Origin of the sequence: Chitinophaga sedimenti (assembly GCF_023156195.1) — a bacterium.
Classification (GTDB): Bacteria; Bacteroidota; Bacteroidia; order Chitinophagales; family Chitinophagaceae; genus Chitinophaga; species Chitinophaga sedimenti.
In genome coordinates this window covers 4,914,864-4,939,317 of record NZ_JAKUKA010000001.1, presented here as the reverse complement: position 1 = coordinate 4,939,317, position 24,454 = coordinate 4,914,864, and the positions used below count along the sequence as shown (strand labels likewise).

The 24,454-nt window shown below is 47.3% G+C and carries 23 protein-coding genes and 5 pseudogenes; 19 read left to right on the top strand and 9 right to left on the bottom strand.

The features are described from left to right. Positions 1 to 9 precede the first annotated feature (9 nt). From MKQ70_RS42840 to MKQ70_RS42830, 9 genes and pseudogenes are all read left to right on the top strand, one after another. Entirely contained in the window at positions 10 to 378 is a 369-nt protein-coding gene (locus MKQ70_RS42840; RefSeq protein WP_372490155.1) for a hypothetical protein, read from the top strand. Next, positions 261 to 1,998, top strand: a pseudogene (locus MKQ70_RS42835) (glutamate synthase central domain-containing protein); the annotation flags it as partial. The gene MKQ70_RS42840 and the pseudogene MKQ70_RS42835, both read left to right, overlap by 118 nt. A 41-nt stretch (positions 1,999 to 2,039) precedes the next feature. Then, positions 2,040 to 3,668 (top strand): glutamate synthase-related protein, encoded by a 1,629-nt coding sequence (locus tag MKQ70_RS28305; RefSeq protein ID WP_248076961.1) that lies wholly within the window; start codon positions 2,040 to 2,042, stop codon positions 3,666 to 3,668. After that, positions 3,590 to 4,276: a GltB/FmdC/FwdC-like GXGXG domain-containing protein gene (locus tag MKQ70_RS28300; RefSeq protein WP_248076951.1), complete on the top strand. Its 687-nt coding sequence runs from the start codon at positions 3,590 to 3,592 to the stop codon at positions 4,274 to 4,276. Before MKQ70_RS28305 ends, MKQ70_RS28300 begins: the two co-directional genes overlap by 79 nt. Before the next feature lie 41 nt (positions 4,277 to 4,317). Continuing rightward, a complete protein-coding gene (locus MKQ70_RS28295) occupies positions 4,318 to 4,755 on the top strand; it encodes a hypothetical protein (RefSeq protein WP_248076948.1) in 438 nt (145 codons plus the stop codon). Between the two features lie 5 nt (positions 4,756 to 4,760). Beyond that, entirely contained in the window at positions 4,761 to 5,165 is a 405-nt protein-coding gene (locus MKQ70_RS39840) for an NAD(P)-binding protein (RefSeq protein ID WP_308199219.1), read from the top strand. A gap of 4 nt (positions 5,166 to 5,169) precedes the next feature. Continuing rightward, on the top strand, positions 5,170 to 5,796 hold the full coding sequence (locus MKQ70_RS39835; RefSeq protein ID WP_308199218.1) for an FAD-dependent oxidoreductase: 627 nt from the start codon (positions 5,170 to 5,172) through the stop codon (positions 5,794 to 5,796). A 161-nt stretch (positions 5,797 to 5,957) separates the two neighbouring features. Next, positions 5,958 to 6,332 (top strand): neutral zinc metallopeptidase, encoded by a 375-nt coding sequence (locus MKQ70_RS39830; protein ID WP_282456842.1) that lies wholly within the window; start codon positions 5,958 to 5,960, stop codon positions 6,330 to 6,332. 7 nt (positions 6,333 to 6,339) lie between these two features. Then, positions 6,340 to 6,836, top strand: a pseudogene (locus MKQ70_RS42830) (neutral zinc metallopeptidase). Positions 6,837 to 6,885: 49 nt separating this feature from the next. Here MKQ70_RS42830 and MKQ70_RS28275 read toward each other — a convergent pair. After that, a complete protein-coding gene (locus MKQ70_RS28275) occupies positions 6,886 to 7,122 on the bottom strand; it encodes a hypothetical protein (RefSeq protein WP_248076943.1) in 237 nt (78 codons plus the stop codon). A gap of 29 nt (positions 7,123 to 7,151) precedes the next feature. Then, complete coding sequence (locus MKQ70_RS28270; RefSeq protein ID WP_248076931.1) at positions 7,152 to 7,961, bottom strand: lipase family protein; 810 nt, start codon at positions 7,959 to 7,961, stop codon at positions 7,152 to 7,154. Positions 7,962 to 8,060: 99 nt separating this feature from the next. Between MKQ70_RS28270 and MKQ70_RS28265 the strand changes: the two genes are divergently transcribed. From MKQ70_RS28265 to MKQ70_RS28245, 5 genes are all read left to right on the top strand, one after another. After that, positions 8,061 to 8,555, top strand: a complete 495-nt coding sequence (locus MKQ70_RS28265) for a GNAT family N-acetyltransferase (RefSeq protein ID WP_248076928.1) — start codon at positions 8,061 to 8,063, stop codon at positions 8,553 to 8,555. A gap of 31 nt (positions 8,556 to 8,586) precedes the next feature. Continuing rightward, a complete protein-coding gene (locus tag MKQ70_RS28260; protein WP_248076925.1) occupies positions 8,587 to 9,090 on the top strand; it encodes an SRPBCC family protein in 504 nt (167 codons plus the stop codon). A gap of 43 nt (positions 9,091 to 9,133) precedes the next feature. Further along, entirely contained in the window at positions 9,134 to 9,541 is a 408-nt protein-coding gene (locus tag MKQ70_RS28255) for a septal ring lytic transglycosylase RlpA family protein (RefSeq protein WP_282456841.1), read from the top strand. Positions 9,542 to 9,932: 391 nt separating this feature from the next. Beyond that, positions 9,933 to 10,328, top strand: a complete 396-nt coding sequence (locus MKQ70_RS28250) for a hypothetical protein (RefSeq protein WP_248076915.1) — start codon at positions 9,933 to 9,935, stop codon at positions 10,326 to 10,328. A gap of 96 nt (positions 10,329 to 10,424) precedes the next feature. Beyond that, positions 10,425 to 11,675, top strand: a complete 1,251-nt coding sequence (locus MKQ70_RS28245) for a DUF3472 domain-containing protein (protein WP_248076912.1) — start codon at positions 10,425 to 10,427, stop codon at positions 11,673 to 11,675. 94 nt (positions 11,676 to 11,769) lie between these two features. On the opposite strand, the gene MKQ70_RS28240 is transcribed toward MKQ70_RS28245, so the two are convergent. Together MKQ70_RS28240 and MKQ70_RS28235 are read right to left on the bottom strand one after the other, a co-directional pair. After that, a complete protein-coding gene (locus MKQ70_RS28240) occupies positions 11,770 to 13,578 on the bottom strand; it encodes a cytochrome c peroxidase (protein WP_248076909.1) in 1,809 nt (602 codons plus the stop codon). Positions 13,579 to 13,997: 419 nt separating this feature from the next. Next, the gene (locus tag MKQ70_RS28235; RefSeq protein WP_248076907.1) at positions 13,998 to 15,143 is read right to left on the bottom strand and encodes a PhoX family protein; all 1,146 of its coding nucleotides are present in this window, start codon (positions 15,141 to 15,143) and stop codon (positions 13,998 to 14,000) included. 143 nt (positions 15,144 to 15,286) lie between these two features. Here MKQ70_RS28235 and MKQ70_RS28230 point away from each other — a divergent pair, with 143 nt between their 5' ends. Together MKQ70_RS28230 and corA are read left to right on the top strand one after the other, a co-directional pair. Then, positions 15,287 to 15,544: a hypothetical protein gene (locus tag MKQ70_RS28230; protein ID WP_248076895.1), complete on the top strand. Its 258-nt coding sequence runs from the start codon at positions 15,287 to 15,289 to the stop codon at positions 15,542 to 15,544. Further along, positions 15,541 to 16,383 (top strand): magnesium/cobalt transporter CorA, encoded by an 843-nt coding sequence (gene corA, locus MKQ70_RS28225; protein WP_248076892.1) that lies wholly within the window; start codon positions 15,541 to 15,543, stop codon positions 16,381 to 16,383. Before MKQ70_RS28230 ends, corA begins: the two co-directional genes overlap by 4 nt. Before the next feature lie 40 nt (positions 16,384 to 16,423). Here the strand turns inward: corA and MKQ70_RS28220 are convergent. The 4 genes and pseudogenes from MKQ70_RS28220 to MKQ70_RS28205 form a co-directional block, all read right to left on the bottom strand. Continuing rightward, a pseudogene (locus MKQ70_RS28220) lies at positions 16,424 to 16,926 on the bottom strand (DUF2480 family protein). Between the two features lie 113 nt (positions 16,927 to 17,039). Next, complete coding sequence (locus tag MKQ70_RS28215) at positions 17,040 to 17,798, bottom strand: hypothetical protein (protein ID WP_248076889.1); 759 nt, start codon at positions 17,796 to 17,798, stop codon at positions 17,040 to 17,042. After that, positions 17,795 to 18,187: a peptidylprolyl isomerase gene (locus MKQ70_RS28210; RefSeq protein ID WP_248076886.1), complete on the bottom strand. Its 393-nt coding sequence runs from the start codon at positions 18,185 to 18,187 to the stop codon at positions 17,795 to 17,797. Before MKQ70_RS28210 ends, MKQ70_RS28215 begins: the two co-directional genes overlap by 4 nt. 110 nt (positions 18,188 to 18,297) lie before the next feature. Further along, positions 18,298 to 19,098: a SurA N-terminal domain-containing protein gene (locus MKQ70_RS28205; protein ID WP_282456840.1), complete on the bottom strand. Its 801-nt coding sequence runs from the start codon at positions 19,096 to 19,098 to the stop codon at positions 18,298 to 18,300. A gap of 922 nt (positions 19,099 to 20,020) precedes the next feature. Between MKQ70_RS28205 and nadA the strand changes: the two are divergent. Then, positions 20,021 to 20,967, top strand: a pseudogene (nadA, locus tag MKQ70_RS28195) (quinolinate synthase NadA). A 202-nt stretch (positions 20,968 to 21,169) separates the two neighbouring features. Here nadA and MKQ70_RS28190 read toward each other — a convergent pair. Beyond that, positions 21,170 to 21,397, bottom strand: a complete 228-nt coding sequence (locus MKQ70_RS28190; RefSeq protein ID WP_248076843.1) for a FeoA family protein — start codon at positions 21,395 to 21,397, stop codon at positions 21,170 to 21,172. Between the two features lie 140 nt (positions 21,398 to 21,537). On the opposite strand from MKQ70_RS28190, the pseudogene ybeY reads away from it, so the two are divergent. After that, positions 21,538 to 21,962: pseudogene (gene ybeY / locus MKQ70_RS28185) on the top strand (rRNA maturation RNase YbeY). Between the two features lie 1,267 nt (positions 21,963 to 23,229). Then, entirely contained in the window at positions 23,230 to 24,447 is a 1,218-nt protein-coding gene (mnmG, locus tag MKQ70_RS28175) for a tRNA uridine-5-carboxymethylaminomethyl(34) synthesis enzyme MnmG (RefSeq protein WP_248076798.1), read from the top strand. The last annotated feature ends 7 nt before the right edge of the window (positions 24,448 to 24,454 follow it).

Here is a 24,454-nt window from a genome sequence, read left to right as displayed (position 1 = left end):
GTAGGACAGATATTTTTCCCGAAAGAGCCACGCTGGCGCGAGGAGTGTCGCGAAATCATGCAGCGCTGCGCGGAAAAACTGGGCCTCGATATCCTCGGTTTTCGTAAAGTACCCGTTCGCCCGGACGGTATTGGCGAAGGCGCGCTTTCTGTAGAGCCGGAAATTGAACAGGTATTTATCGCCTCCCCTTCCATATCTCCGATCCGGAAGAGTTTGAGCGTAAGCTGTTTGTGCTCCGCAACTACGTTTCTAAAACTGTCCGTAATTCTATCGCACCGGAAAAAGCATCTTTTTACATTGCATCGCTTTCTCACAAAACGATCGTGTATAAAGGCCAGCTTACCACTTACCAGGTGCGTCATTATTATCCTGACCTGAGCGATGAGCGCATGGTATCTGCCTTTGGCCTGATCCACTCCCGTTTCGCCACCAACACTTTCCCCAGCTGGAGACTTGCTCACCCGAACCGCTTTATTGCGCACAACGGTGAAATCAATACGCTGAAAGGTAACCTGAACTGGCTGCGCGCGGGCGAAAAGAGCTTCGTTTCCAAATACTTCACCCCGGAGGAAATGGAAATGCTCACGCCGTTGGTAGAAGAAGGCCAGTCCGATTCCGCTTGTCTCGATAACGTGATCGAACTGCTGGCGCTCACCGGCCGTAGTCTTCCTCATGTAATGATGATGATGATCCCCGAAGCCTGGGACGGCAATGAGGACATGGACCCTGAGAAAAAGCATTCTACGAATATCACGCTTCGCTGATGGAACCTTGGGACGGCCCCGCCTCCATTTCCTTCACCGACGGTAAAATGATTGGCGCCACCCTGGACAGGAACGGTCTTCGTCCCTCCCGCTTCGTGGTAACCAAAGACGATCGTGTGATTATGGCTTCTGAAGCTGGCGTGCTGCCGATCGATCCTTCAAATGTTAAAGAGAAAGGCCGCCTGCAACCGGGTAAAATGTTCGTAGTAGATATGGAACAGGGCCGTATTATTGAAGATACGGAACTGAAAAAAGCGATCTGCTCCCAACAACCTTATGCGGAATGGCTTAATAAATATAAGATTCGTTTGGCCGAGCTGCCTGAGCCAAGGGTAACCTTTACACACCTCGAGCACGATCAAATCTTTAAATACCAGCGCGCATTCGGTTATTCTACCGAAGACCTGGATACCATCATTGCTCCAATGGCGATAGATGGTAAAGAGCCGATTGGTTCTATGGGCACGGATGCTCCTCTGGCCGTTTTAAGCGATCAGCCGCAGCACCTGACCAGCTATTTCAAACAGCTTTTCGCCCAGGTAACCAACCCTCCCATCGATCCTATTCGCGAAAGACTCGTAATGTCACTCGCTACTTTTGTGGGTAACAACGGTAACCTGCTGGACGAGGATCCGCTGCACTGCCATAGCGTGGCGCTGAATCACCCGATTCTGAACAACTACGAACTGGAAAAAATCCGCAGTATTGATACCGGTATTTTCCAGGCTAAGACTTTACATACTTATTTCCGTGCCGACGGTAAACCCGGCTCCATGGAAAAAGGCCTGCAACGCCTTTGCCGTTACGCGGTAGATGCGGTGGAAGACGGGTTTGAAGTGATCATCCTGTCGGACAGGGCGATTGACTCCGAGCATGCTGCCATTCCTTCGCTGCTGGCTGCTTCTGCTGTTCACCACCACCTGATCCGCAAAGGATATCGCGGCCAGGTTGGCTTAATCGTAGAAGCGGGCGACGTTTGGGAAGTGCATCACTTTGCAGCGCTGCTGGGCTTCGGCGTAACTGCCATCAACCCATACCGGCACTGAGCACTATCCGCGACATGCGCCTCACGGGCAAACTGCAAACAGACCTGGATGTAGATAAACTGAAAAAGAACTATGTGAAAGCGGTTTGTGACGGACTGCTGAAAGTGTTCTCCAAAATGGGCATCTCTACCCTGCAATCTTACCAGGGCGCGCAGATTTTGAAATACTCGGTATTAATAAATCTGTAGTAGATAAATATTTCGTTGGCGCAGTATCCCGCATACAGGGTATGGGCCTCGACGAAATCGCCAAAGAAACGCTGGCTAAACACTGGCAGGGATACGGTCGTAAAGAAACGCCGATCCAGCGCCTGACAGTGGGTGGTATTTACCAGTGGAAACGTAAAGGCGAGTTCCACCTGTTTAATCCGCAAACAATTCACCTGCTGCAATACGCAACGAAACAGAATGACTACGCGACCTTTAAAAAGTACTCAAAAACCGTAAACGACCAGGCAGAAAAAGCGGCAACGCTTCGCAGCATGTTTACGTTCAAACGTACCCGTAAATCCATTCCTATTGAAGAAGTGGAACCCGCTACGGCTATATTTAAGCGCTTCGCCACGGGTGCAATGAGCTTTGGCTCTATCTCGCACGAGGCCCACTCTACCCTGGCTATCGCGATGAACCGCATTGGCGCCAAGAGCAATACCGGTGAGGGTGGTGAAGATGAAATGCGTTATGAAGAGATGCCGAATGGCGACTCTATGCGTTCAGCGATCAAACAGGTGGCCTCTGCGCGTTTCGGCGTAACCAGCTATTACCTGACTAATGCGGACGAACTGCAGATTAAAATGGCACAGGGTGCGAAACCTGGTGAAGGCGGACAGCTGCCTGGCCACAAGGTAGACGAATGGATCGGTAAAGTGCGTCACTCCACACCAGGTGTTGGTTTGATTTCACCGCCTCCACATCACGACATCTACTCTATCGAAGACCTCGCACAGTTGATCTTTGACCTGAAAAATGCCAACCGCGCCGCCCGCATCAGCGTAAAACTGGTATCTAAAGCGGGCGTAGGTACGATTGCTGCCGGTGTAACCAAAGCACATGCGGACGTGGTACTGATCGCCGGTTATGATGGCGGTACAGGAGCATCTCCCATCAGCTCTATTAAACATGCTGGTCTCCCATGGGAGCTCGGTCTGGCGGAAACGCACCAGACGCTGGTAAAAAATAAACTGCGCAGCCGTGTAACGGTACAAGCCGACGGCCAGATGAAAACCGGCCGTGACATCGCTATCGCCACCCTGCTGGGTGCGGAAGAATGGGGTGTAGCTACTGCAGCCCTCGTGGTAGAGGGTTGTATCATGATGCGTAAGTGCCATGTGAACACTTGTCCTGTTGGCGTTGCCACCCAGGATCCCGAACTGCGCAAACGCTTTACCGGTGACCCGCAGCACGTGGTAAACTTCTTCCACTTTATGGTAGAAGAACTGCGTGAGATCATGGCGGACCTGGGTTACGCCACCATCAACGAGATGGTTGGCCAGGTAGAAAACCTGCAGGTGCGTGAAGGCATTGATCACTGGAAATACAAAAACCTGGATCTCTCCCCGATCCTGTACCGCGAACCGTCTACACCGGAAGTTGGCCTGTACAAACAGGAAGAACAAGACCATGGTCTGGCGGAAGTGATCGACTGGCAGTTGCTTAAAGCAGCTCAGCCTGCGCTTGACAACAAAACACGCGTGTTTAAACAGTTTACTGTTAAAAATACCGACCGTACCATTGGCGCCATCGTTTCCAACGAAGTATCTAAAAATACAAGAGCGAAGGTTTGCCCGAAGATACCCTTCACTTCAAATTCAGCGGTTCCGCAGGCCAGAGCTTTGGTGCATTTACAACCAAAGGCATGACACTGGAACTGGAAGGCGAAGCAAATGACACTTTTGGCAAGGGCCTGAGCGGCGCAAAACTCATTCTCTACCCATCCAACGACGTGAGTGGTTTTAAAGCGGAAGAAAACATCATCGCGGGCAACGTTGCCTTCTACGGCGCAACTTCCGGTGAGGCTTACATCCGTGGTAAAGCCGGCGAACGCTTCTGCGTACGCAACTCCGGTGCTACCGTTGTGGTAGAAGGTATCGGCGACCACGGTTGCGAATACATGACCGGCGGCAAGGCGGTAATTCTCGGTGAAACAGGCCGCAATTTTGGTGCGGGCATGAGTGGCGGTATCGCCTTTGTGTACGACCTGAAAGGAACTTTCGCCGGCCGTTGCAACAAGGAAATGATCGACCTCGATCCGCTGACAGAAGAAGATGCAGCGATGCTCCAGGACCTGCTGACCAAGCACCACGCTTACACCAACAGTACGGTTGCCAAGTTCATATTAAAAGACCTTGACAATCAACTTGCACACTTCGTGAAAGTATTCCCGAAAGAGTACAAGGCGGTACTGAAAGCGAAAGGCCTCATCACTTCCGAATCTGTGAAGCAAGGCAGCGAAAAGAGCGGTAAATAATTTTTAAACTGTAAAAGTGCCGTCGACAGACGGAGTGCGTTATGGGTAAACCAACAGGATTTTTAGAATTTACAAGGGAACTGCCTGGCAAAGCGCCGGTTGCGGACAGGAAAAAGCACTACAACGAGTTTGTAGAGCGCCTTCCTGAACAGAAACTGAACCAACAGTCGGCCCGTTGCATGAATTGCGGCGTACCCTTCTGCCATAGCGGCTGTCCCCTGGGCAACGTAATCCCTGAGTTTAACGATGCCGTGTACCGCAAGGACTGGCAGGAAGCATACGAGGTTTTATCTTCGACCAATAATTTTCCTGAATTTACCGGGCGTATCTGTCCCGCGCCGTGCGAAAGCGCTTGCGTACTGGGCATTAATCAGCCCCCGGTAGCCATCGAGGAAATTGAAAAACATATTATTGAGATTGCCTTCGACAAAGGCCTGGTACAACCGCGCACGCCGCGTTTACGCACCGGCAAAAAGTAGCGGTGGTGGGGTCTGGTCCTGCGGGACTGGCGGCGGCTGCACAGCTGAACTACGCTGGTCACCAGGTTACCCTGTTTGAGCGCGACGATGCGCCCGGCGGTCTGCTCCGCTACGGCATCCCGGATTTCAAACTGGAAAAATGGGTAATTGATCGCCGTGTAAAGGTGATGGAAGAAGAAGGTGTGGTGTTTCAGTGTAATACCAATATTGGCGTGGATGTTAAAGTGAATGACCTGTTGCGCGAATACCATGCGATTGTGCTGGCGGGCGGCTCCACCATTCCCCGCGACCTGGCAATTCCCGGCCGCGAGTTGAAGGGTGTTCACTTTGCGATGGATTTCCTGAAACAACAGAACAAACGCGTGAGCGAACGTCCTGTGATCGGTGAAGACATCCCCGGCAACCGGTAAAAATGTGGTGGTAATTGGGGGTGGCGACACCGGTTCCGACTGTGTAGGTACATCTAACCGCCATGGTGCGATCAGCATCACCCAATTGGAATTATTACCAAAACCTCCTACAGAACGCACTAGCTATATGCCCCTGCCTACCTATCCCATGATACTGAAAACTTCTACTTCGCACGAAGAAGGAGCAGACAGAAAATGGGCGATTGCCACCAAGGAATTTATCGGCGACGGCAACGGTAACCTGAAAGCGTTGAAATTGGTGGACCTGCAATGGACCGCTTCTGCAGACGGCAGGCCTGCACGCTTTACCGAAGTTGCTGGTTCTGAAAGAGAAGTGCCTTGCGAACTGGCCTTCCTGGCCATGGGCTTCGTACATCCGCAGCACAGCGGTATGGTGGAAGACCCGGCAGTAGAACTGGACGAGCGTGGAAATGTGAAAGCCACCGAAAAGGCTTACCAGACTTCGATTCCTAAAGTATTTGCAGCTGGCGATATGCGCCGCGGACAATCCCTGGTGGTTTGGGCCATCAGCGAAGGCCGCGAGTGTGCCCGCAAAGTAGACGAGTTCCTTATGGGCTCCTCACAGCTGGAGAGCAAAGACGCCTCCCTGATGGCGATGATGCTCGGATAATCTTGATTTCAAAACTTTCTCATAAGCAGGTTTAGATTTTGTTGTAACCTTCAGCCGGGCCGGGTTTTTACCCGGCCTTTTCTTTATGTGCCAGATAAATTTTTTGCACACGGCATATATCTTGTACTTTAGTATCAACTAACTCCTAAAACCTTTATACTATGCGTTGGTCAGGCAGGCGCGAAAGCGGCAACGTGGAAGATCGCCGCGGCATGAGCGGTGGAACCCTCGTGGGTGGCGGCATCGGCGGTATCGTCATCGCCATCATTATTTACTTCCTTGGCGGTGATCCGTCACAAGTGATTAATACACAACAATCTTCAACACAGCAAACACCCGAAAAGCAGGCAGCGGAAGACCAGGCGGCCAGTTTTGTAAAAGTGGTACTGGCAGATACGGAAGATGTGTGGAATAAAATCTTCTCTGAGAGTGGCAAACAATACGCAGAGCCTAAGCTGGTATTGTTTACCGGTACCGTTCAGTCGGCCTGTGGCGGCGCGCAAGTGAGCATCCGGACCGTTCTATTGCCCGTCTGATCAGAAAGTGTACATCGATCTTTCTTTTTATGATGAACTAGGACAGCGCTTTGGTGCGCCGGGCGACTTTGCCATGGCTTACGTGGTGGCGCACGAAGTGGGGCATCATGTGCAAAACCTGCTTGGCATTTCCGACCGTCTACATAACATGCGCGGCCGTGTAAGTGAATCCGAGTACAACAAACAATCTGTGATGCTGGAATTGCAGGCCGATTTCCTGGCAGGCGTTTGGGCGCATCACGCACAAAAATGAAAAACATCCTGGAGGCTGGCGATATTGAAGAAGCGCTTAACGCGGCAAACGCAATCGGTGATGATCGGTTGCAGAAGCAGTCGCAGGGCTATGTGGTGCCTGACGCTTTTACCCACGGTACTTCCGAGCAACGCATGTACTGGTTTAAGCGTGGTTACGAAACCGGGGATGTGAGTAAAGGAGATACCTTTAAAGAACTGGCCGCTTTGTTCCAACGGGAATATCAACAGCTGGCAATGGCATCTCACTAAAAATAATTCATATCATAACGAAAACGGCCGGAGTTCATCCGGCCGTTTTTTATTTCGCGAAATAATACTTCTTCAGTAAATAAATATATGGCTCAAACATGTGGTGCACGAACACATTTTTCCCATCAAACTTATACTGCTCATGATAGTCTGCATCGGCCAATAAAATGATAGGTGTGCCCGCCGTCATGTAATTATTACTGTACACATATTCCGGCATCTGCAACTGTTTCAGCGTCTTGCGCCTTACAAGCATTCCCACCCTCGTTCCCAACGTTTTCCGCATCCGCTTCATAGCTTTATGGCTGGAGCGGTCTAATTTATTATAAACAGATTTGCCATAGAGTCGCACGAAGAATTTCTGTTTTTAAGCATGCCGGGCACGTTCATAAACGCGTTCACATTGTTGAAGTCCTTAAGGGTTTGCAGGGAAAAGGGCGTTTCCGGTACCCAGTCTTCACTGTTCACTACGCGAAAGCCCCAACCCATGCGGGTAATAAAGTCAAAGTCGTAGGCGTAAAACAAATTGCCCGGCTTGGGTGCCGCGCTGCAGTAGGTTTTATATACAATATCTTTCGGCAGCTCTTTATTATATTGAAAATAAGACCGGGCGAGGAATGCAATTGCACCACCCTGGCTGTGCCCCATGATGATGAATTCGCGGGTCCCCTGCGCATACATCTCTTTTATCTTTTCCAACATTGATGGGGCGAGATGGCCGAGTGAAACTGTCCAGCCGGCATGCACATACGCTTTTGCAGTATCGGCGGCCAGCTGATAATCGAAGCGGGTGCTGTCGTTCAACTGCATACTTCCCCTGGCGGGAATCATGGCCGCATAAAAGTTTGCCAGCCAGCTTTCCATCCGGCCCACTGTTCCGCGGATGACAATTACGCCAACGCCGTCTTTTCTTTTCCACAAAAACCATTTATTGAAAAGCCCAACTTCCGGTGAAATGTGCAATAACTCAAAGTCCTTACTGGAGAAGGCTTTGGCCGAACTATCGTTTTGCTGTGGCAGTCCTAACAATGACAAATATTCTTCCGGATCGAAACCGGCTTTGAGTTGTTGGGCGAATGAATGTATGGGTAGGGACAATAAAAGAAGCAACAGTAAACGACGCATGGGCACTTTTTTCTTAAAACTAACAAAAATAGATGTGTATTGTTTGTACAGACTTCTAAAGCTAAAGTTCGTATTTTAGCAATAAGCCGTGTCCGACTCATGATCAACATTAACCAGACGAACGAAAACGGGATTCCGTTTATACAACACATCGCTAATAATACCTGGCCGGAAACTTTCGGCGAGATTCTTTCTGCGGAGCAGATTAACTATATGCTGTTCATGATGTACGATGAGCAGGCGCTGTTACGGCAAATGAAAGCCGGACATGTGTTTCTGCTGGCCAGGTACAATAATGAAACCGTAGGCTTTGCCAGTTATGAACTGAATTATAAAGGTTCGCCGGATGTGAAGTTGCATAAAATTTATATCCTGCCCGAAATGCAGGGGAAGAAGATAGGGCAGCACCTGATCCGAGAAGTAGCGACGATTGGTCGCGCGGCCGCTCAGCAGGGACTGTTACTTAACGTAAACCGCCATAACAAAGCCATACAGTTTTACGAACGTATGGGCTTTGCGGTTATTGGTGAAGAAGACATAGACATCGGCAATGGATATTTCATGAATGATGTTATTATGCGTATGCCATTGTAACTTATCCAGACTTAATAAAATTCCACTTATTATGACATCTCCCAAACCTTACGACTGGACGCAGTTTCGTACAAGAATTCCGATCAAGGCTTCCATGCGCGATATTTACAACGCCTGGACCACCCGCGAAGGCCTGGAAAAATGGTTTTTACGCAGCGCTGAATTTGTAACGCCGGACGGCCATGCCCGCAGCGGTGCGGTACAAAAAGGCGATCAGTACACCTGGCGCTGGTTTGGGTACGGAAACGATGCTCATCAAACCGGCGAAGTGCGTGAGTCTAACGGTAAAGATTACTTCAGCTTTACGTTTGCAGGCAGCTGCATTGTATCGGTGTACATCCAGAATGAGGCTGACGAAACCGTGGTGCAACTGGTGCAATCCAACATTCCTACGGATGAAAAGAGCATGTCTGGCATTCACGTAAACTGCCATGGTGGCTGGACCTTTTACCTGGCCAACCTCAAATCATACCTCGAAGGCGGTATCGATTTGCGGAACAAGAATGAGCACATCAAAAATGTTATCAGTTCATAAACAGATTATTAGCGAATGAAAACCAATCATTTACTGCTTTTTTATGTTGATTTTCGCGAGCTCGTGCAGTCGTAAAGTGACCGAAGCGGGAAAAGCATCGTATTACGCCGATAAATTCGTTGGCCGTAAAACTGCAAACGGAGAAACATTCCGGCAAACAAAACTTACCGCCGCCCACAAAACGCTGCCGTTTGGCACTAAAGTAAAGGTGGTGAACAAAGACAATGGCCGCACCGTAAAGGTCCGGATCAACGACCGTGGCCCTTTTGTAGCCGGCCGCATCATCGATCTCTCTAAAAAAGCAGCAAAGAAAATCGGGCTCGTTCAGGCGGGCGTCGCTAACGTAGAAATTAAGTATAAAAAAAAAAGCGCTGACCGGCGCTTTTTTTTAACGGTTATTTTAAACAGCTCCATGACGATTTTAGAAAAAATCATCATATATTTAAGGTAACCTATGCTTTATAAACAATGAATGACCAGGAAACTAACAAAGTCAGGGTGATGTTTATAGACGCAGATACCGGGCAACCCCTTGGTACATCAGATCTTTCACAGGAGCAGTTACCCGAATCCTTTGAAATACCCACCACCCTGAAAATAGGCGGCCATAACTGGTAGGTACAGGAAGCCGATCCTGAGCACGCCGACATATTTCTAAAAACCAAGTTATTGACACTCACACTTAAACGACTGGAATCCGTTAACGTGAATGAGCTTTTTTTTCGCTGCCAACGATCTCCAACGAACTCCCTGCTGTAGAAAAGTGGCAACCCTACCCTGCTTTCGTCACCTACCTTACAGACGATGACTGGAGGCAAACGGAATTCATCAACATTGATAAATTGAGCGTTATTGGTTCGGAGATGGAGGAAGTGAAAGCTGTTTGCATTCATGAGGGCCGCGAATACGACGACGGCATGCGTATCTTTAAAAAGATACATGTCCGCGAGCGAATCGGGGAACCGCAGTTATTCATTGCCCTTTACGAATTGAAGAACCTGCTGAAAACCAGCGACGTAGGCAGTCTGGCGTTTTCCGGGCATGTTGGATTTGTGCGTAACGGCTTCGCTATCAACACGCCTAATGCACAATTTTATGGCATTGAAGAAAACGGGGTGGTGAAAACATTGTGCATGCACGCTTTTAACGATGCGGCAACGCGGGAAATGGAACGGGTGAAGAAAGCATTTAATTTGGTGTTTGTGGAATGGTGTAGTTGTAATATTCTGTTGCCCTAATACCCATCAACTTATCACTCAATTGTCAGATTTTCCTCACCCGCTTGCATCCCGCCGCGCGACAGCATAATTTGTACAAACACAATTATTACCTACATGAGGAGATCTATGTTTCTACTGCTGCTATCGCTGGCAGCAGGTCGTGCCGTTGCCCAAGAATCGGCACCGGCTGCCATTCCCGGCTTTACCGCCTACGCCAGTCCCAATGAAAACGGTGTGGACATTTCCGGCCGCAACGGTGTGGTAAACTGGACAGACAGTGCCACGACTATCCAATTCTATTGCCACATCAGCACACCCGGCACACTCAAACTTGCATTGAATGCAAAGTCAGACGCCCCCAGCAAAGTAAGCGTTACGATGAACGGCGTTACTAAAATCGTGTCCGTAGCCAGCGGCGGTTTTGCGAGCATTCCGGCGTTACAAACGAAAATCAAAACACCCGGTTTTTATGACATCACTTTAAAAGGAATAGAAAAACAGGGGAAAATATATGCGGATGTAAAGGACGTAACGCTGGAAGGTCCGGCTACAAAAGGAATCCAGTTTAATCCGAAAAGCTGGAGGCGTTCTGCATCCGTGCACCTGAATTACACGCCGCCCGAAGGAAAAAACGTAGAATACTTTTATGGTGAGATCAAAGTGCCGGCTGGTGAGGATAAAATCGGCACCTACTTTATGTCATGCGGTTTCCATCGCGGTTATTTTGGAATGCAGGTGAATTCGGCAACGGAGCGCCGCATTATTTTCTCGGTTTGGGATTCCGGCAAGGAGCCTGACGATCGCTCAAAGGTGCGCTGGGAAGACCAGGTAACGCTACAGGCCAAAGGTGACAGCGTTGTGGCAAGCGGGTTTGGCGGCGAAGGCACGGGCGGACATAGCCACTGGATTTACAACTGGAAAGCCGGTGAAACTTATCGCTTCCTCATGCACAGCGTGCCAGACGGTACCACCACTTTATACACCGCTTATTTTTACGTGCCCGAACACAACGAGTGGAAACTAATTGCCAGCTTTCGCGCGCCAAAAGATGGAAAGTACATGGGCCACCTCTACTCCTTTTTAGAAAATTTTAGTTTTGAAAATGGCCACCAGCACCGCAAAGGTTACTTTGGCAATCATTGGATCAAAACCCCGGAGGGCGAATGGATCGAGCTGACGAAAGCGCGTTTCACCAATGATGCTACTGCCAAAGCAGGTGATCGCCTCGACTTTGGTGGCGGTGCCGAAAATGGCTGGTTTTACTTGTGGACCAGCGGATTTAAACCCGCGAATGCCAAGCTGGGCGACGGTTTCGAGCGGCCAGCTACTGGCAGGCAACCAGACATCAAGCTGCCTAGGTTCTAACTGCTGATGATCTATATAGATTGCGCATCATGGCTTAATGGCCGGGATGCGCAATCTAAAAACACCGGCGCTATTGGCACGGCGGTTTCCGTTTCTATTTTGGCTCGTCTGTCAATGTTTCCAGGAAGGCAATAATATCTTCTTTCTCTTCTTTAGTAAGATGCAGAGAATCCGTTGGCAAGGTCTGATTATCCAGCGTGATGCCTAAGCCCGCACCGCCGCCATTATTATAAAACTCCATCACTTCATCAAGTGTACGGTAAATACCATTGTGCATGTAAGGCGCTGTGAGCGCAATGTTACGCAGCGTCGGTGTTTTAAACGCATGGCGGTGCAGCGCCACTTTATATAAATTGAATTTGCCTTCATCTGTGTCCACTTCGTGCGAATCCGCCGATGTTGGTACACCCAATACTTCAGCTTCTGTTTTTTCATACCTCGGTGGTACGTTACCGTTAAACAACGGTGCAAAGTGACAGGTGCCGCATTTTGCTTTCCCCATAAACAAATTAAAGCCGCGCACTTCGCTGGCTGCCAAAGTCTGCTCTTCGCCGCGCATGTAGCGGTCGAAGCGACTGTCCATCACGACAAGCGACCGGATATATGCAGCTATGGCTACTTTCAGCTGCTTACTATGCATGTTCGCCATATCGCCGAAGGCCCGGTTAAATAACTTTCTATATGCCTCATCCCCCTGCAGCTTTTTCACTGCCTGCTCCAGCGAGCCATGCATCTCCGCGGGATTATTCACAACATCCGCTACCTGGTCTTCGAGATAGGCCACGCGCAAATCATAAAACTGGCTGGACTGCAAAGCCGCATTCAATAACGTGGGCGTATTGCGCATTACCGCACTGCCATTCAGCGAAGCCGCCACTGGCAAGCCATCAGTAAAAGCCATTCCTGGTTTATGGCAACTGGCGCAGGAACGTTGGCTATTGAACGACAGTACTGGATCGTAAAACAACTTTTTGCCAAGTTCGGCCTGTGCTTCAGTATTTTTTCGGTTTGATTCGCAGCGTATACACTCGCGTTGTACGCCGTTTTCGAAAAAAAAATTCGCCGCCTCCGGTTGCAAAAAGGAAGGGCCGGCCGGTGCAGAAATCGCCAACACTTTGCGGCAGGCTAAAATACTTTCACTTAACGGATTAATGTGATCACGGATAAACGTGAGGCGGTCAAATTCGTTAAAGCTGCCCCTCAGCGAAGCCATTGCTTTATCGAGCTGTTGTTGGATTTGGGCGGATAACTTTTTATCCGCGTCATCGATGTCTTCCTTATAAAATTGCCAGATGGCCTTACAACCTTCGAGCGCTGCCACTGTTTCGGGCACACTGGCGGCGGCTATGGGCGAATCAAATCCGCTGATGCCTAATGCGGTAATGCGAATCAGTTCGTGACGAAGCGCGTCGAAAAGTTGTACATCGGTGATCGCGAGCAGTTCAGCCGTACGTTCCAGCCGCTTCACGTTCGATACCATACGTGCGGCTTCCATTCTTAAAGTCGCAGTGTCTGCCACATTCAGCTGCGGAAAGATCATTGCTTCCATCACCTGGAAACCTTCAGGCAATTCCACTACGTCGCGTTCATTGGCATCTACCTCATCCAGCGCGGGACCGTTCAATGCTTTTGCCGTAACGGGTGTGAAATACTCCGCCAGGGTTTCGAGCCGTTTGTAACTGCGGCGGGCATTTGCGAAGGCTGTTTGTACGTCCCGGCTGTTTTCACCGTTAGAAATCCGCTTCAGCAGCGCGGTTGCATCGGATTTCAATTCGTCGATCTGTAACCGGTACCATGTTTTTACTCTCCTGCCCTGCGCGGAAATACCTTCGGGACGTTTGCCTGCGGTAATACTGGCAATCCCGACTGCATAAAGCACCATAACAATTACGATTACACGCATTTTATTAAAATTTAGTCATCATAAAAGGAAAAAATCCCCCTCCTAAAATGGAGCAGGGGATTGGTTAACCGGAATGTTTCTGGGGCTAAATATTATCTCGGCAAACCTTTAATCACGAGGATCTGGCTCGCCTGATTTTCTGTCGGGCGTTTTTTTCCGCCGTCCACACCGGCGTATTTAGCGCCAGTCCAGGAGTGCGGTTGTACGCACAGCGTAAACATATCGGGCACACCGGTGATATCGCTTACATCTACCAGCGCCCCATATTCCCAGCTGCCTTTTTTCGTAGTAGGGTCGCTGCCATATTTTGCGGCATCGGTGGCATTGCGGTGATGGTCCAGTTCAAAACCACTTTCAGGTTTTTCGATTTGATGTCGTACTGATAAATGTATCCATCATGCGTTTCATCACCATAAGTGTTAGCATCTTCCCCGGATGTATACGTAGTTCTCGGTTACACAAATATTGTCCACATTCTGGAAATCTTTCGCGGGACCAGTTTTATCGTCGCCATCGAGAATCACTTCCAGCTTTCCTTTCAGGGGATCATTTGCATCCATGGTGAGATGATACGTACGGCCATATTTCGTACGCGAACCATCGGCATTTACACCACTTTTATCCTGGCCCGTTACGTTGAAGTATACGTCGCGACCAGTAGCAGCAGTGCCTTTGCGATAATCGATGTCTTCCACGCGACCAAATTTGATCGCTTTCAGCACATCTACCTGGTTGTTGATTTCGGCGCCGGTCTTGGTTTCATAACCATCTACTTTTACGAATTCCACATCATGCATCTGCCCGGCTTTCATATCCATTTCTACCTGGTTGCCGTCTTTACGTTTCAACATGTACAGCGAACCTTTCGACAGATCGCCTACACCATTTCCGACGTACATGGCCAGCTGTCCACCGGAAACGCCGCTGTCATCGTCGCCGATAAGAATAACGGTTTTGCCGGTGTATGCTTTTTTCGGCAGGGGTACTGCGTTTTCCGCGCTCCAGTGGCCGAGTGCGGGCAATTCGTGTTTGGCGCCCGCATCAGTTGTACCGGCAAACGGATCCAGTCCATTAGTAAACGATTCAACACTGCTTTCGCCGCAGGTGAGATAAATAGGACCAAAGCCGTGTTCGGCGGGCATTGCGAGTGTTGCGGAACAAAGGCGCCACTGTCCACCATCGGAATTAAGGATATATTCTCCTTTTACCGGTTTAAAAGTTTTGTCCAGCGTAATGCGGCTTACAGCGAAATTGTCCTCGTGATTAACAAGCATCAGGTACCTGTCGTTCTGCTTCAGCAGTGCGGCACCATCGGCCGATCCACCAAAAACAAAAGAGTTGCTTTCAGGCAAAACATCGTCGCTTCCGATGAGCGAGTACACTTCCAGATTTTCAAAACCAGTTTTCTTCGTCACAAATGCAGGCGTTGCAGAGTGGTTTTTGAGTACGATGTCAGCGTTAGCCGGCGGGGTCGGTTTTTCGGAATCTTTACACGCGCTAAAAGCGATTCCCGCGAACAGGCCAAAGCCGATCACCGGGAGCAATTGCTTAGATAATGGAGTCATGTCGTAGTGTTTTTGGTAACATGAAGCTACCGCCCGCTTGTTACCGGCCTGTTAATCCAACTTTAAATAATTGACAAATATGGAGATACGTGATTGCGGCCCGGAATTGGTGTAATGCTTATTTTTAGGATAAAATTGGTTCAATGCTCAAACGTGCTATGTTACCACTACCCGATGTATTAAATCCTTTCAAGGCGCGAAAACCCCGCATCATGAATTTTAACCCGGTAACGAGTGTGCTTACCCGACCGGTACCCGAGCAGGTAAAAATCACCGTGTTCGAATACGATGGGCAAGAACTGCGGGAAGATCAGATGGCCAGTTTGCAGGAATGTACCACCTACCGGCATAGCAAAAGATCAAATGGATTAATGTCGACGGACTCCGGAAGGAAGAAGTGAATTACATCTGCCAAGAGTACGGCATACACTACCTACTCGAGGAAGATATTTTAAGTATAGGTCAGCGCGCAAAAATGGACGAAATAGAAAACCGCCTGTTTTGCCTGCTGCCAATGGTATTTTTCAAACCTGAATCTTCTATTGTGGAACAGGAACAGGTGAGCCTGGTGATGGGCCCCAACTTTGTGATTTCTTTCCAGGAAGATCCGGCGCGCGATGTGTTTGACCCAATCCGAGAGCGGTTGCGTATACAGGGCTCCAAACTGCGCAACATGGGAGCCGACTATCTTTTCTATTCCCTGCTGGATATTATTGTCGACAATTATTTTATTGTGATGGACAAGCTGGGCGAGCGTATCGAAATTATGGAAGATGTGATCCCGCACCAGGCGAACAAACGTACGCTTGCGCGCATCAACTATCTCCGTAAAGAAATGCTTTTGTTTAAACGCGCCATTTCACCGGTGCGCGAACTCATAAACGGCCTGCTGAAAAGTGATAACGAATTGCTGCAGGAAAGAACGGAGAAATATTTCAAGGATGTGTACGACCATATAGTGCAGGCAACGGAGCTTGCAGAAAACTATCGCGATATGGTAACAAATCTGCTGGAATTATATCATACACAAACCAGCCTTAAAATGAACGAGGTAATGAAGGTGCTCGCCGTGGTAACCACGCTGATGGCGCCACTCACGGTAATTGCCGGTATTTATGGAATGAATTTCGATAACATTCCGGAGCTGCATACGAAGAATGGTTATTTTATTACGTTAGGGGTGATGGGCGTAATGTTAGTGGGGATGATCGCCTTTTTCAGGAAGCGCGGGTGGTTTTAAATTTATAAGCATCGCGCACCTTTATTGATGCGCGATAGTTTTATTTCTTTTTATACACGGGTACAGTAGAGCAAGGCTCACCATACATAATACTCTTTGCCACCGGCCGCAGTAGCCTGGTGATTTCCACGTAAGCCGCTTCGGTAACGGTTTTGTCGCCGCAACCTTTTATCACTACACGTTTATCCGGTATTCATTCACATCAATTGCTGATAATTTTTGAAGATAGAGACTGCGTTGTAAATACTCCGCATCGCTGAATGCAGCATATCGCGCCAGCGGCTCCAGGTAAGTCATCACCAACATATACGCCCATGCTGGAATAATAGCATCGGCCGTACAGGTAATCGCTACATTTTTACCGCGGTAAACTTCCCAATCCAATCCCTGCAACGCCGCACGAAAATCCTTTTCTTTCAGGATCAGTTCCATAAACAGGTAATCCTTCAGATCAAATACCACAATTTCTCCTTCGGGATAAAAGTCTTCGAGGTCAATTGTGATGATGCCACTCTGCGCTACTTTATTAACTATCTCTTCCATAGTATTTCTTTCTGATAAACAAATTTACGAAAAAACAGATTTCGCCTATCTCCATAAAAAAAAACCGGCCCCCTGTTCGGGAGCCGGCCTTGTATATCAGTAATTTAATATACCTAGCGAGACAGTGCAATTTTACCACGATCGTCTGTTACATTCGCCTGTTTTTTCAATACGGTGAATAACGTTTGATCAATGATACCACGGAAGCCCTGCTCAAAAGCATTTTTCAACATTGCGTAATCAGTTTGGTTGTTCGGGTTGGCAACATAACCGTCCACTTTAATCACGTACACACCAGCCTGACCGTGGATCGGTGCAGATACTTTGCTGGTCAGGGACTTATCAAATGAAGCACCTGCTACCCGCGGCTCAAAGCCCAGGGTTGGGATGTAAGCGTTTACGAAAGTGATGTCTTTTGCCTGCATGATCGGCTGTTTGGTTGCATCAGCAGCAGCCTGCAGGTTTGCGGGATTTTTAAATTTCTCAGCAATGATACCCGCTTTTTTAATCTGGCGAACGATGGGTTCAACCTGCGGACCAGCTTCAGCCGCGGTAGCAACACCCGCGGTACGGATGCCTGTCAGTGCAGCTACAAGGTAACGGTCGTCCAGGGAAATTACATCGCTCACAGCACCTTTGCTGGATTTGTAAGCCCATTTCACCAGTTCCTGAGATTCACCTAAGCCGCGAACAATCAGGTCGGTTGAACGAATGTCGTTGGCAATGCGCTTAGTCAAACCAGCTTCCTGAACAGCTTTGTCGAAAGCGGCCTTGTCTTTATATTTCGCAGCAAACTCTCCGGCCGCGGAGTAAGCTTTGTTTGTTGTTTCAGCACTTGGATCTACCGTTTTGGTCAGATAAGCAACTTTCATAGCGGGACCAAATTCTTCTGCTCCATTACCTGGAGTACAGAGTAACCTACAGGAAGTTTCAGCACTTTAGTACCAGCAGCTTTGCTGCCTTCTGCAAAAACAAAGTCTTTAATTTCCGGTACAAACTGCATGTTCGGCGTCATTTCGTATTCGCCGTTTTTCGCTTTGCTTTCCTGGTCGTCAGAGAAAGTAGCTACGAGCTGCGCGAAATCAGCACCTTTTGCAATAGCGCCGGAAAGGCTGTCAGCTTTAGCTTTCGCAGCGCTGTCAGATTCACCCTGTTTAATCGCGATAAAGATGTGACGGAACTTCACCGTATCGGGCATTACTTTACGATCGATCACTTTTGCATAAGCAATGGTGTTCTGATCGATGTAGGGACCATACACCGTACCTACCGGCAGATTCTTGATAGAATCTTTATAAGGATGTCTGCTGGCAGAGTTGGGAATGAAGAAGTCGAAATATTTAGTAGTAGAGTTATTATTAACGAAGGCCTCTACATTTTCATAGTATCCAGTTCTGCTTTCAGCGAGTTCAGCTCAGCCAGTGCAGCAGCGGAATCAGCGGCGGAAGGCAATGCATCAAAAGTAATATACTCGATGTTGCGGCCTTCTTCCATTTCAAAAGCAGATTTGTGCTTCTGTATATAATCATTGATTTCACTTGCACTTACTTTAACGGTGCTGTCGGCAACAGTAGCGTAGGGAACATTTACATAAGAGATGTTCGCAAGCTCTTTACCTTCAGTTTCCTGCTGGGCGGCTAACCATTTAGGATAATAAACGCCTTGCTTCAGCAGCGATTTATATTTTTCGTCGAGCAGTGATTCGGTCAAACCTTGTTCAAACCTGATCAGTTGCCTGCGCAGCTCTTCGCCCTGCGCACCGCTTTGCCTGATTTGCTGAGGAATGGCACGAACCGCTTCCGGATTGTATTCGCCGGTTTGGGGATTACCAAATTGCTGCAACACCATTGGGTGAGGGTGTTTACCATAATACTGATCGGCCAGTTCAGCTTCCGTTACTACGATGCCCAGTTTGGCGTATTCTACTTTAGTAATCTGTTCATTAATAAAGGAGTTCCAAACCTGCTCGCGGATGTATTGCTTAGATTCCGCGTCCAGTGTGTTACCAGGCATGTTTTGACTCATCATAGCTTCCTGATCGGACACGCGGCGTTCGAAGTCAGCGGCTTCAAGACTTTCACCGTTTACTTTACCAACGGCGGTCTGCTGGCTGATCATAGAACTTTTCCCAAAAAGGCATCCTGCAACAGGAACGAAACGATAGCAACGCAAATCACGACGATGATCACGATCGCGCCTTTATCCCGGATTTTCTGAATTACTGACATATATTATATGGTATAAAAATTTAAGGACAGCAAAAATAGAATAAAATTACTGTAACTGCAAAATAGGTTTTTATCGGCTTAAAACCAATACTGGTAAGGGTTTCAGGCATTCGGGAAACGACCGTTTTACCTCTTCTTTCACAGGTTATCCACATTTTGCTGGCAACAGGATGAACAAAATAGTAATTAATAATCTCCTTTTTATACAATGTGGTGGCCTTTTTTCAAAAATTTAACAGCTGTGTTGATATTCACATTTTAAAAATCGAAGCCAGTTAATCCACAGATTTTTGTGAAAAAGTGGATATAACCCACCTTTTTCTGAAATTATTTTTCTCGGCACGGTTTCAGTTTTCTACCCCCATTTTTCCACATCAGGTGTTAAAAAACATGGTATAAGCACGAAAATCCTGGGAAAACACCCCACGTTTTCCCGGGAAAACTAAATTTGTCTTTATACCTGGGAATAGTTTGGGTAAAAAGGCCGGTGAATAACGAACAACTGTCCACACTTTCCCACCCGAAACTCACGAGAGGGGTTATACACGCTCAATTATTTCCACAGTGTGGATAAAGGAGCTGAAATTCAATAGTGGTGCGGAACTGCTGTGTTAATTACATGTGTATAGTTCTCAAAAAGATAATAACAACTATTTGTAAAAAGGAGAAAAATGCGGTTTCCACATATCCACCTCCCTAGTAGTAGTGGGATTTTCTCTTTTAAAAAAAAAAATTAGATCTATAATTATGAATAAGGAGATTACGGAAGCGAAAAAAAAATTTGCAAAAATCGGGATTTTTAGATATACCGGTCGATGTAAACATGGACCTGTTTGCGGAGATCGAGCGATTGAAGAAAGAAAAGAATGCGATTATCCTCGCGCACTACTACCGGGGAGCCGGATATCCGTGGATGTGGCGGACTATATTGGCGACAGCCGGGACTGAGTCAGCAGGCGGCTAAAACGGATGCAGATATTATTGTATTTGCCGGTGTTCACTTCATGGCGGAGACCGCGAAAATTTTAAGTCCACAGAAAAAGGTGTTGCTGCCGGATCTGAAAGCAGGTTGTTCGCTGGCCGATAGTGCGCCCCGGAGTTATTCCGCAAGTTCCGCGAAAAGTATCCCGATCACCTGGTGATATCCTACATTAACTGTTCTGCAGGTATCAAAGCCCTCAGCGATATCATTTGTACTTCCTCTAATGCCGAAAAAATCATCGAAAGCGTTCCGAAGGATCAGCCGATCATTTTTGCGCCGGATCGAAACCTGGGGTCTTATTTGATTAAGAAAACGGGGCGCGATATGGTGTTGTGGAATGGCGCCTGCATGGTGCACGAGATTTTTTCGCTTGAGAAAATTTTAAAACTGAAAGTGCGTCATCCAAAGGCGAAAATCCTGGCGCATCCTGAGTGTGAGGCGGCAGTATTGGAAGTGGCTGATTTTGTGGGATCTACTACAGGCATCCTGAAATATTCGCAGCGGGATGAAGCACAGGAATACATTGTGGTGACGGAGACGGGCATTCTTCACCAGATGCAAAAAGAAAACCCGGGTAAAACTTTTATCCCGGCACCGCCGAACAACGCTTGCGCATGTAATGACTGTCCGCATATGAAATTGAACACACTGGAGAAATTGTACCTGTGTATGGAGTACGAGCAGCCAGAAATCGTAATGGAGGAAAATTTACGTCTCGCGGCCAAAAACCTATTGATCGGATGTTGGAGATTAGCGCAAAAGCAGGTTTGTAATTGTAATTACATAAAGAATATTAAAGGCCCGGTGATTAAATGCACCGGGCCTTTTTAATTTTTATGTTCTGTATTGTCTGAATGTATATTTATTTGTTAATAAATATTTTATATATTATATTTTTCGTTTTTGGTGTTTTAGAATAAGTGATAATTATTCTTTTGGTTGGATTTATTATGCTGTTTTAGGATAGGAAATCACAAAAAAGCCGCTCGTTGAAGAGCAGCTTTTATATGATTTGACGAAATAAATCAGTTTATTAGGAAAGTTCTTCTACCCAGATAAAATCGGCTTCGGTTCTGCGAAGCGATAAATTGTAGCCGGCTACGATGATAGAAATTGGATCACCTAGCGGCGCCACTTTTTCAATCTTCACTGTTTCACCTGGGACGCATCCCATTTCCATCAGTTTGATGTGAATTTCATCTTTTTCGAATTCCCGGATAACCGCGCTTTTTCCGATCGATAGGGAAGATAATTTGATCATGCCGTTTCTCATTTGTCTGGGTGAGCTGTCCTGAAATATAATAACGCAGCAAAAGTACCGTACCCTGACCAATATGCAAAAAGAGCAGGCATGTATCCGAATTTTCACCATAATTTTACAATCAAGATTTAAGATTGAATATGGCAGTAAAATTTGCGTTGCATGAGGTGAAGGTAAACCTCAAAAATAGAAACCAGCTGAAGCATTTTATTGAAGAACTTTTTGCGCGGGAGGAGCAGGGACTCGAGGACCTGCAATATGTTTTTTGTTCGGATGAATACTTGCTCGGTATCAACCAACAGTTTTTGCAGCACGACACCTATACAGATATTGTGACCTTTGAGCTCTCTCCCACCCCGGGAGTTACCATCGGCGAGATATACATCAGCGTTGATCGGGTTGCCGAAAATGCAAAAACTTCGAGGTGTCATTTGAACATGAGCTGCACCGCGTAATTTTTCATGGGGCGTTGCATCTTTGTGGTTTTAAAGATAAGACGAAGAAGGAGGAGGATAAGATGCGGGCGAAAGAAAATGAGTATCTGCATTTGTACTTCGAGGCATAGATTCACAATTTTTATATGGGCTTGCTACGGCAGGCCTTTTTTGAACATCTCAACGCCATCATGATAGCTTGTTAAAATTCACGATCATATTTCAGTTGAATTTGTCTTTCTTCTATATCCTGCGCTTTTAAAGTTAGCACATAGCCGGTTGCCATAAACTTCTTCACGATTGCTGTCTTCCGGTAATTAACGTAGCGAAGTTTTTGCTACCGAGTTTTCGATGGATCCTTGTACCTCTTCTTTTCCATTTAGCGTAGTTTATTCATAGTCGGGTCCATTACGCTGTTGAATTGTTCAGCGCGTGTTATTCTCCCAAGATATACATCTATGTCCAATTGAATTGTACATATGATTTAGGTCTCCTTTTTTTCTTTGATATCCTCTCCTATTCAACAGTCGTATTTTGCCTGGTTTTTGTTTTCGTCGTTTTATATTTATGCTCGTGGTCTTTTTTCAGGTAAGCTAGTTGGGGTATTTAAGGCGCGTTAGTATCGACGGACACTTTCTGCGGTTGGATGTTTGTAAGGATAGCTGGATCAAAGTCAATACGTGGAGGTGTTAGGTGATATGGTGTTTGAAGCTTGCTGCATTATCGAGGTCGTGTTTATTAGTTGGTTTACTTCTTCAGCTCATGTTCCACGTGGAACATGAGCTGTTTAGCCCGGTTTCATTTTTCGTGACCGACATTACACACTTCTTTGAGACCCGGTTCCGTGTATATTTACAATTTGCTAACGATTGACTAGCGGATTTGTCTTACTACTCAGCTGTGAGTCACTATTGATAAAACGATGATCGGTCTATAAATCTGTCAAGTGCATGAGCATGTTATTTATGCCTTTAAGTGTACTTTTATAGGTTTAGTTATTAGCGTTGCAAAACACCGATACTATACTACGATCTGATTGTCCGTGCTAGTTAAGACAGCCGATAGTTTGAGTGAAGCAGAAATAGAATTTCTGGATAAAATATGCGCTTGGGTATTATAACTAACGTTGGTAACACTATTTAGAAACACCTGCTTTATGCGTGTGCCCTGGAACGGGGTGATGCGGTGCTAGTTCCATATCGGCGCAAATATTATAACGAAGTTAATTATTTAAAGAATGTTCCACGTGGAACATTCTTAGAATTTAGGTTTTTATAGCGCTATTTCTAACGGCTCTACATGCAGGGTACTTATAATGTTCCACGTGGAACATACCATTAATCTTTCCTGCTTACCCTAAGCAAATCTTGCCTAACTTTGCACTTTCAAATTTAAAGTATGTTCCCTTCTTACGATGTTATTGTAGTTGGTGCTGGTCATGCCGGATGTGAGGCAGCAGCAGCAGCGGCCAATATGGGGTCACGGGTGTTACTTGTGACCATGAATATGCAGACGATCGCACAGATGAGTTGTAACCCTGCCATGGGTGGTATTGCCAAAGGTCAAATTGTTAGAGAGATCGACGCGCTCGGCGGATATTCCGGTATTATTACCGATCAATCCATGATCCAGTTTCGTATGCTGAACCGGTCTAAAGGACCTGCGATGTGGAGTCCGCGCACCCAAAATGACCGCATGCTCTTCGCTGCTAAGTGGCGTGAAGCATTGGAAAATACCTCGAACCTGGATTTTTACCAGGATATGGTTAAGGGCCTTCTCGTAAAAGACGGAGTTTGTTACGGGGTAATCACTGGTTTGGGACATGAAATTAAAGCCAAGGCCGTAGTCCTCACCAACGGAACCTTCCTCAATGGTGTAATGCATATTGGAGACAAACAGTTTGGTGGAGGTCGTGTAGCAGAGAAAGCATCGACCGGTATTACGGAGCAACTGGTAGAGTTAGGCTTTGAAAGCGACCGTCTTAAAACAGGTACGCCTCCCCGCATTGATGGAAGAAGTCTGGATTATACGAAGATGGAAGAGCAAAAAGGCGACGATGAAATAATCGGATTCTCTTATCTCGATGTAGAAAAAATCAAGCCATCAGAGCAAAGAAGCTGCTGGATTACTTATACCGATGCCAACGTACACGAAACCTTGAAGACGGGATTCGACCGTTCACCCATGTTTCAGGGACGTATTCAGGGTGTGGGTCCGAGGTACTGTCCCTCTATCGAGGATAAGATTAACCGCTTTGCCGAAAGAGAGAGGCATCAGCTATTTGTAGAGCCCGAAGGTTTTAATACGGTGGAGATCTATGTAAACGGATTCTCCACTTCCCTCCCCGAAGATGTCCAGTTTAAGGCGATGAAAATGGTACCTGGTTTTGAAAATGTGCGGATGTTCCGTCCGGGTTACGCTATCGAATATGACTTCTTCCCTCCTACCCAACTCACTTTTTCACTTGAGACTAAGCACATTTCTAACCTTTTCTTCGCGGGGCAAATCAACGGAACTACCGGATATGAGGAAGCTGCCTGCCAGGGATTGATGGCCGGCATCAATGCGCACCTCAAAACCAGGAACGAAGCGCCCTTCGTTTTAAAAAAGAAGTGAAGCTTAT

What these genes read in the sequence shown, in the direction of transcription:
- MKQ70_RS28275 (WP_248076943.1), bottom strand. Translation starts at nt 7,122, where the DNA reads ATGCGGAAAACGTTGGGAACGAGGGTGGGAATGCTTGTAAGGCGCAAG.
- MKQ70_RS28235 (WP_248076907.1), bottom strand. Translation starts at nt 15,143, where the DNA reads ATGACTCCATTATCTAAGCAATTGCTCCCGGTGATCGGCTTTGGCCTG.
- MKQ70_RS28305 (WP_248076961.1), top strand. Translation starts at nt 2,040, where the DNA reads ATGGGCCTCGACGAAATCGCCAAAGAAACGCTGGCTAAACACTGGCAG.
- MKQ70_RS28270 (WP_248076931.1), bottom strand. Translation starts at nt 7,961, where the DNA reads ATGCGTCGTTTACTGTTGCTTCTTTTATTGTCCCTACCCATACATTCA.
- MKQ70_RS28240 (WP_248076909.1), bottom strand. Translation starts at nt 13,578, where the DNA reads ATGCGTGTAATCGTAATTGTTATGGTGCTTTATGCAGTCGGGATTGCC.
- MKQ70_RS28255 (WP_282456841.1), top strand. Translation starts at nt 9,134, where the DNA reads ATGTTGATTTTCGCGAGCTCGTGCAGTCGTAAAGTGACCGAAGCGGGA.
- MKQ70_RS28260 (WP_248076925.1), top strand. Translation starts at nt 8,587, where the DNA reads ATGACATCTCCCAAACCTTACGACTGGACGCAGTTTCGTACAAGAATT.
- MKQ70_RS28230 (WP_248076895.1), top strand. Translation starts at nt 15,287, where the DNA reads ATGCTCAAACGTGCTATGTTACCACTACCCGATGTATTAAATCCTTTC.
- MKQ70_RS28295 (WP_248076948.1), top strand. Translation starts at nt 4,318, where the DNA reads ATGGGTAAACCAACAGGATTTTTAGAATTTACAAGGGAACTGCCTGGC.
- mnmG (WP_248076798.1), top strand. Translation starts at nt 23,230, where the DNA reads ATGTTCCCTTCTTACGATGTTATTGTAGTTGGTGCTGGTCATGCCGGA.
- MKQ70_RS28245 (WP_248076912.1), top strand. Translation starts at nt 10,425, where the DNA reads ATGAGGAGATCTATGTTTCTACTGCTGCTATCGCTGGCAGCAGGTCGT.
- MKQ70_RS28190 (WP_248076843.1), bottom strand. Translation starts at nt 21,397, where the DNA reads ATGATCAAATTATCTTCCCTATCGATCGGAAAAAGCGCGGTTATCCGG.
- MKQ70_RS28215 (WP_248076889.1), bottom strand. Translation starts at nt 17,798, where the DNA reads ATGAAAGTTGCTTATCTGACCAAAACGGTAGATCCAAGTGCTGAAACA.
- MKQ70_RS28265 (WP_248076928.1), top strand. Translation starts at nt 8,061, where the DNA reads ATGATCAACATTAACCAGACGAACGAAAACGGGATTCCGTTTATACAA.
- MKQ70_RS39830 (WP_282456842.1), top strand. Translation starts at nt 5,958, where the DNA reads ATGCGTTGGTCAGGCAGGCGCGAAAGCGGCAACGTGGAAGATCGCCGC.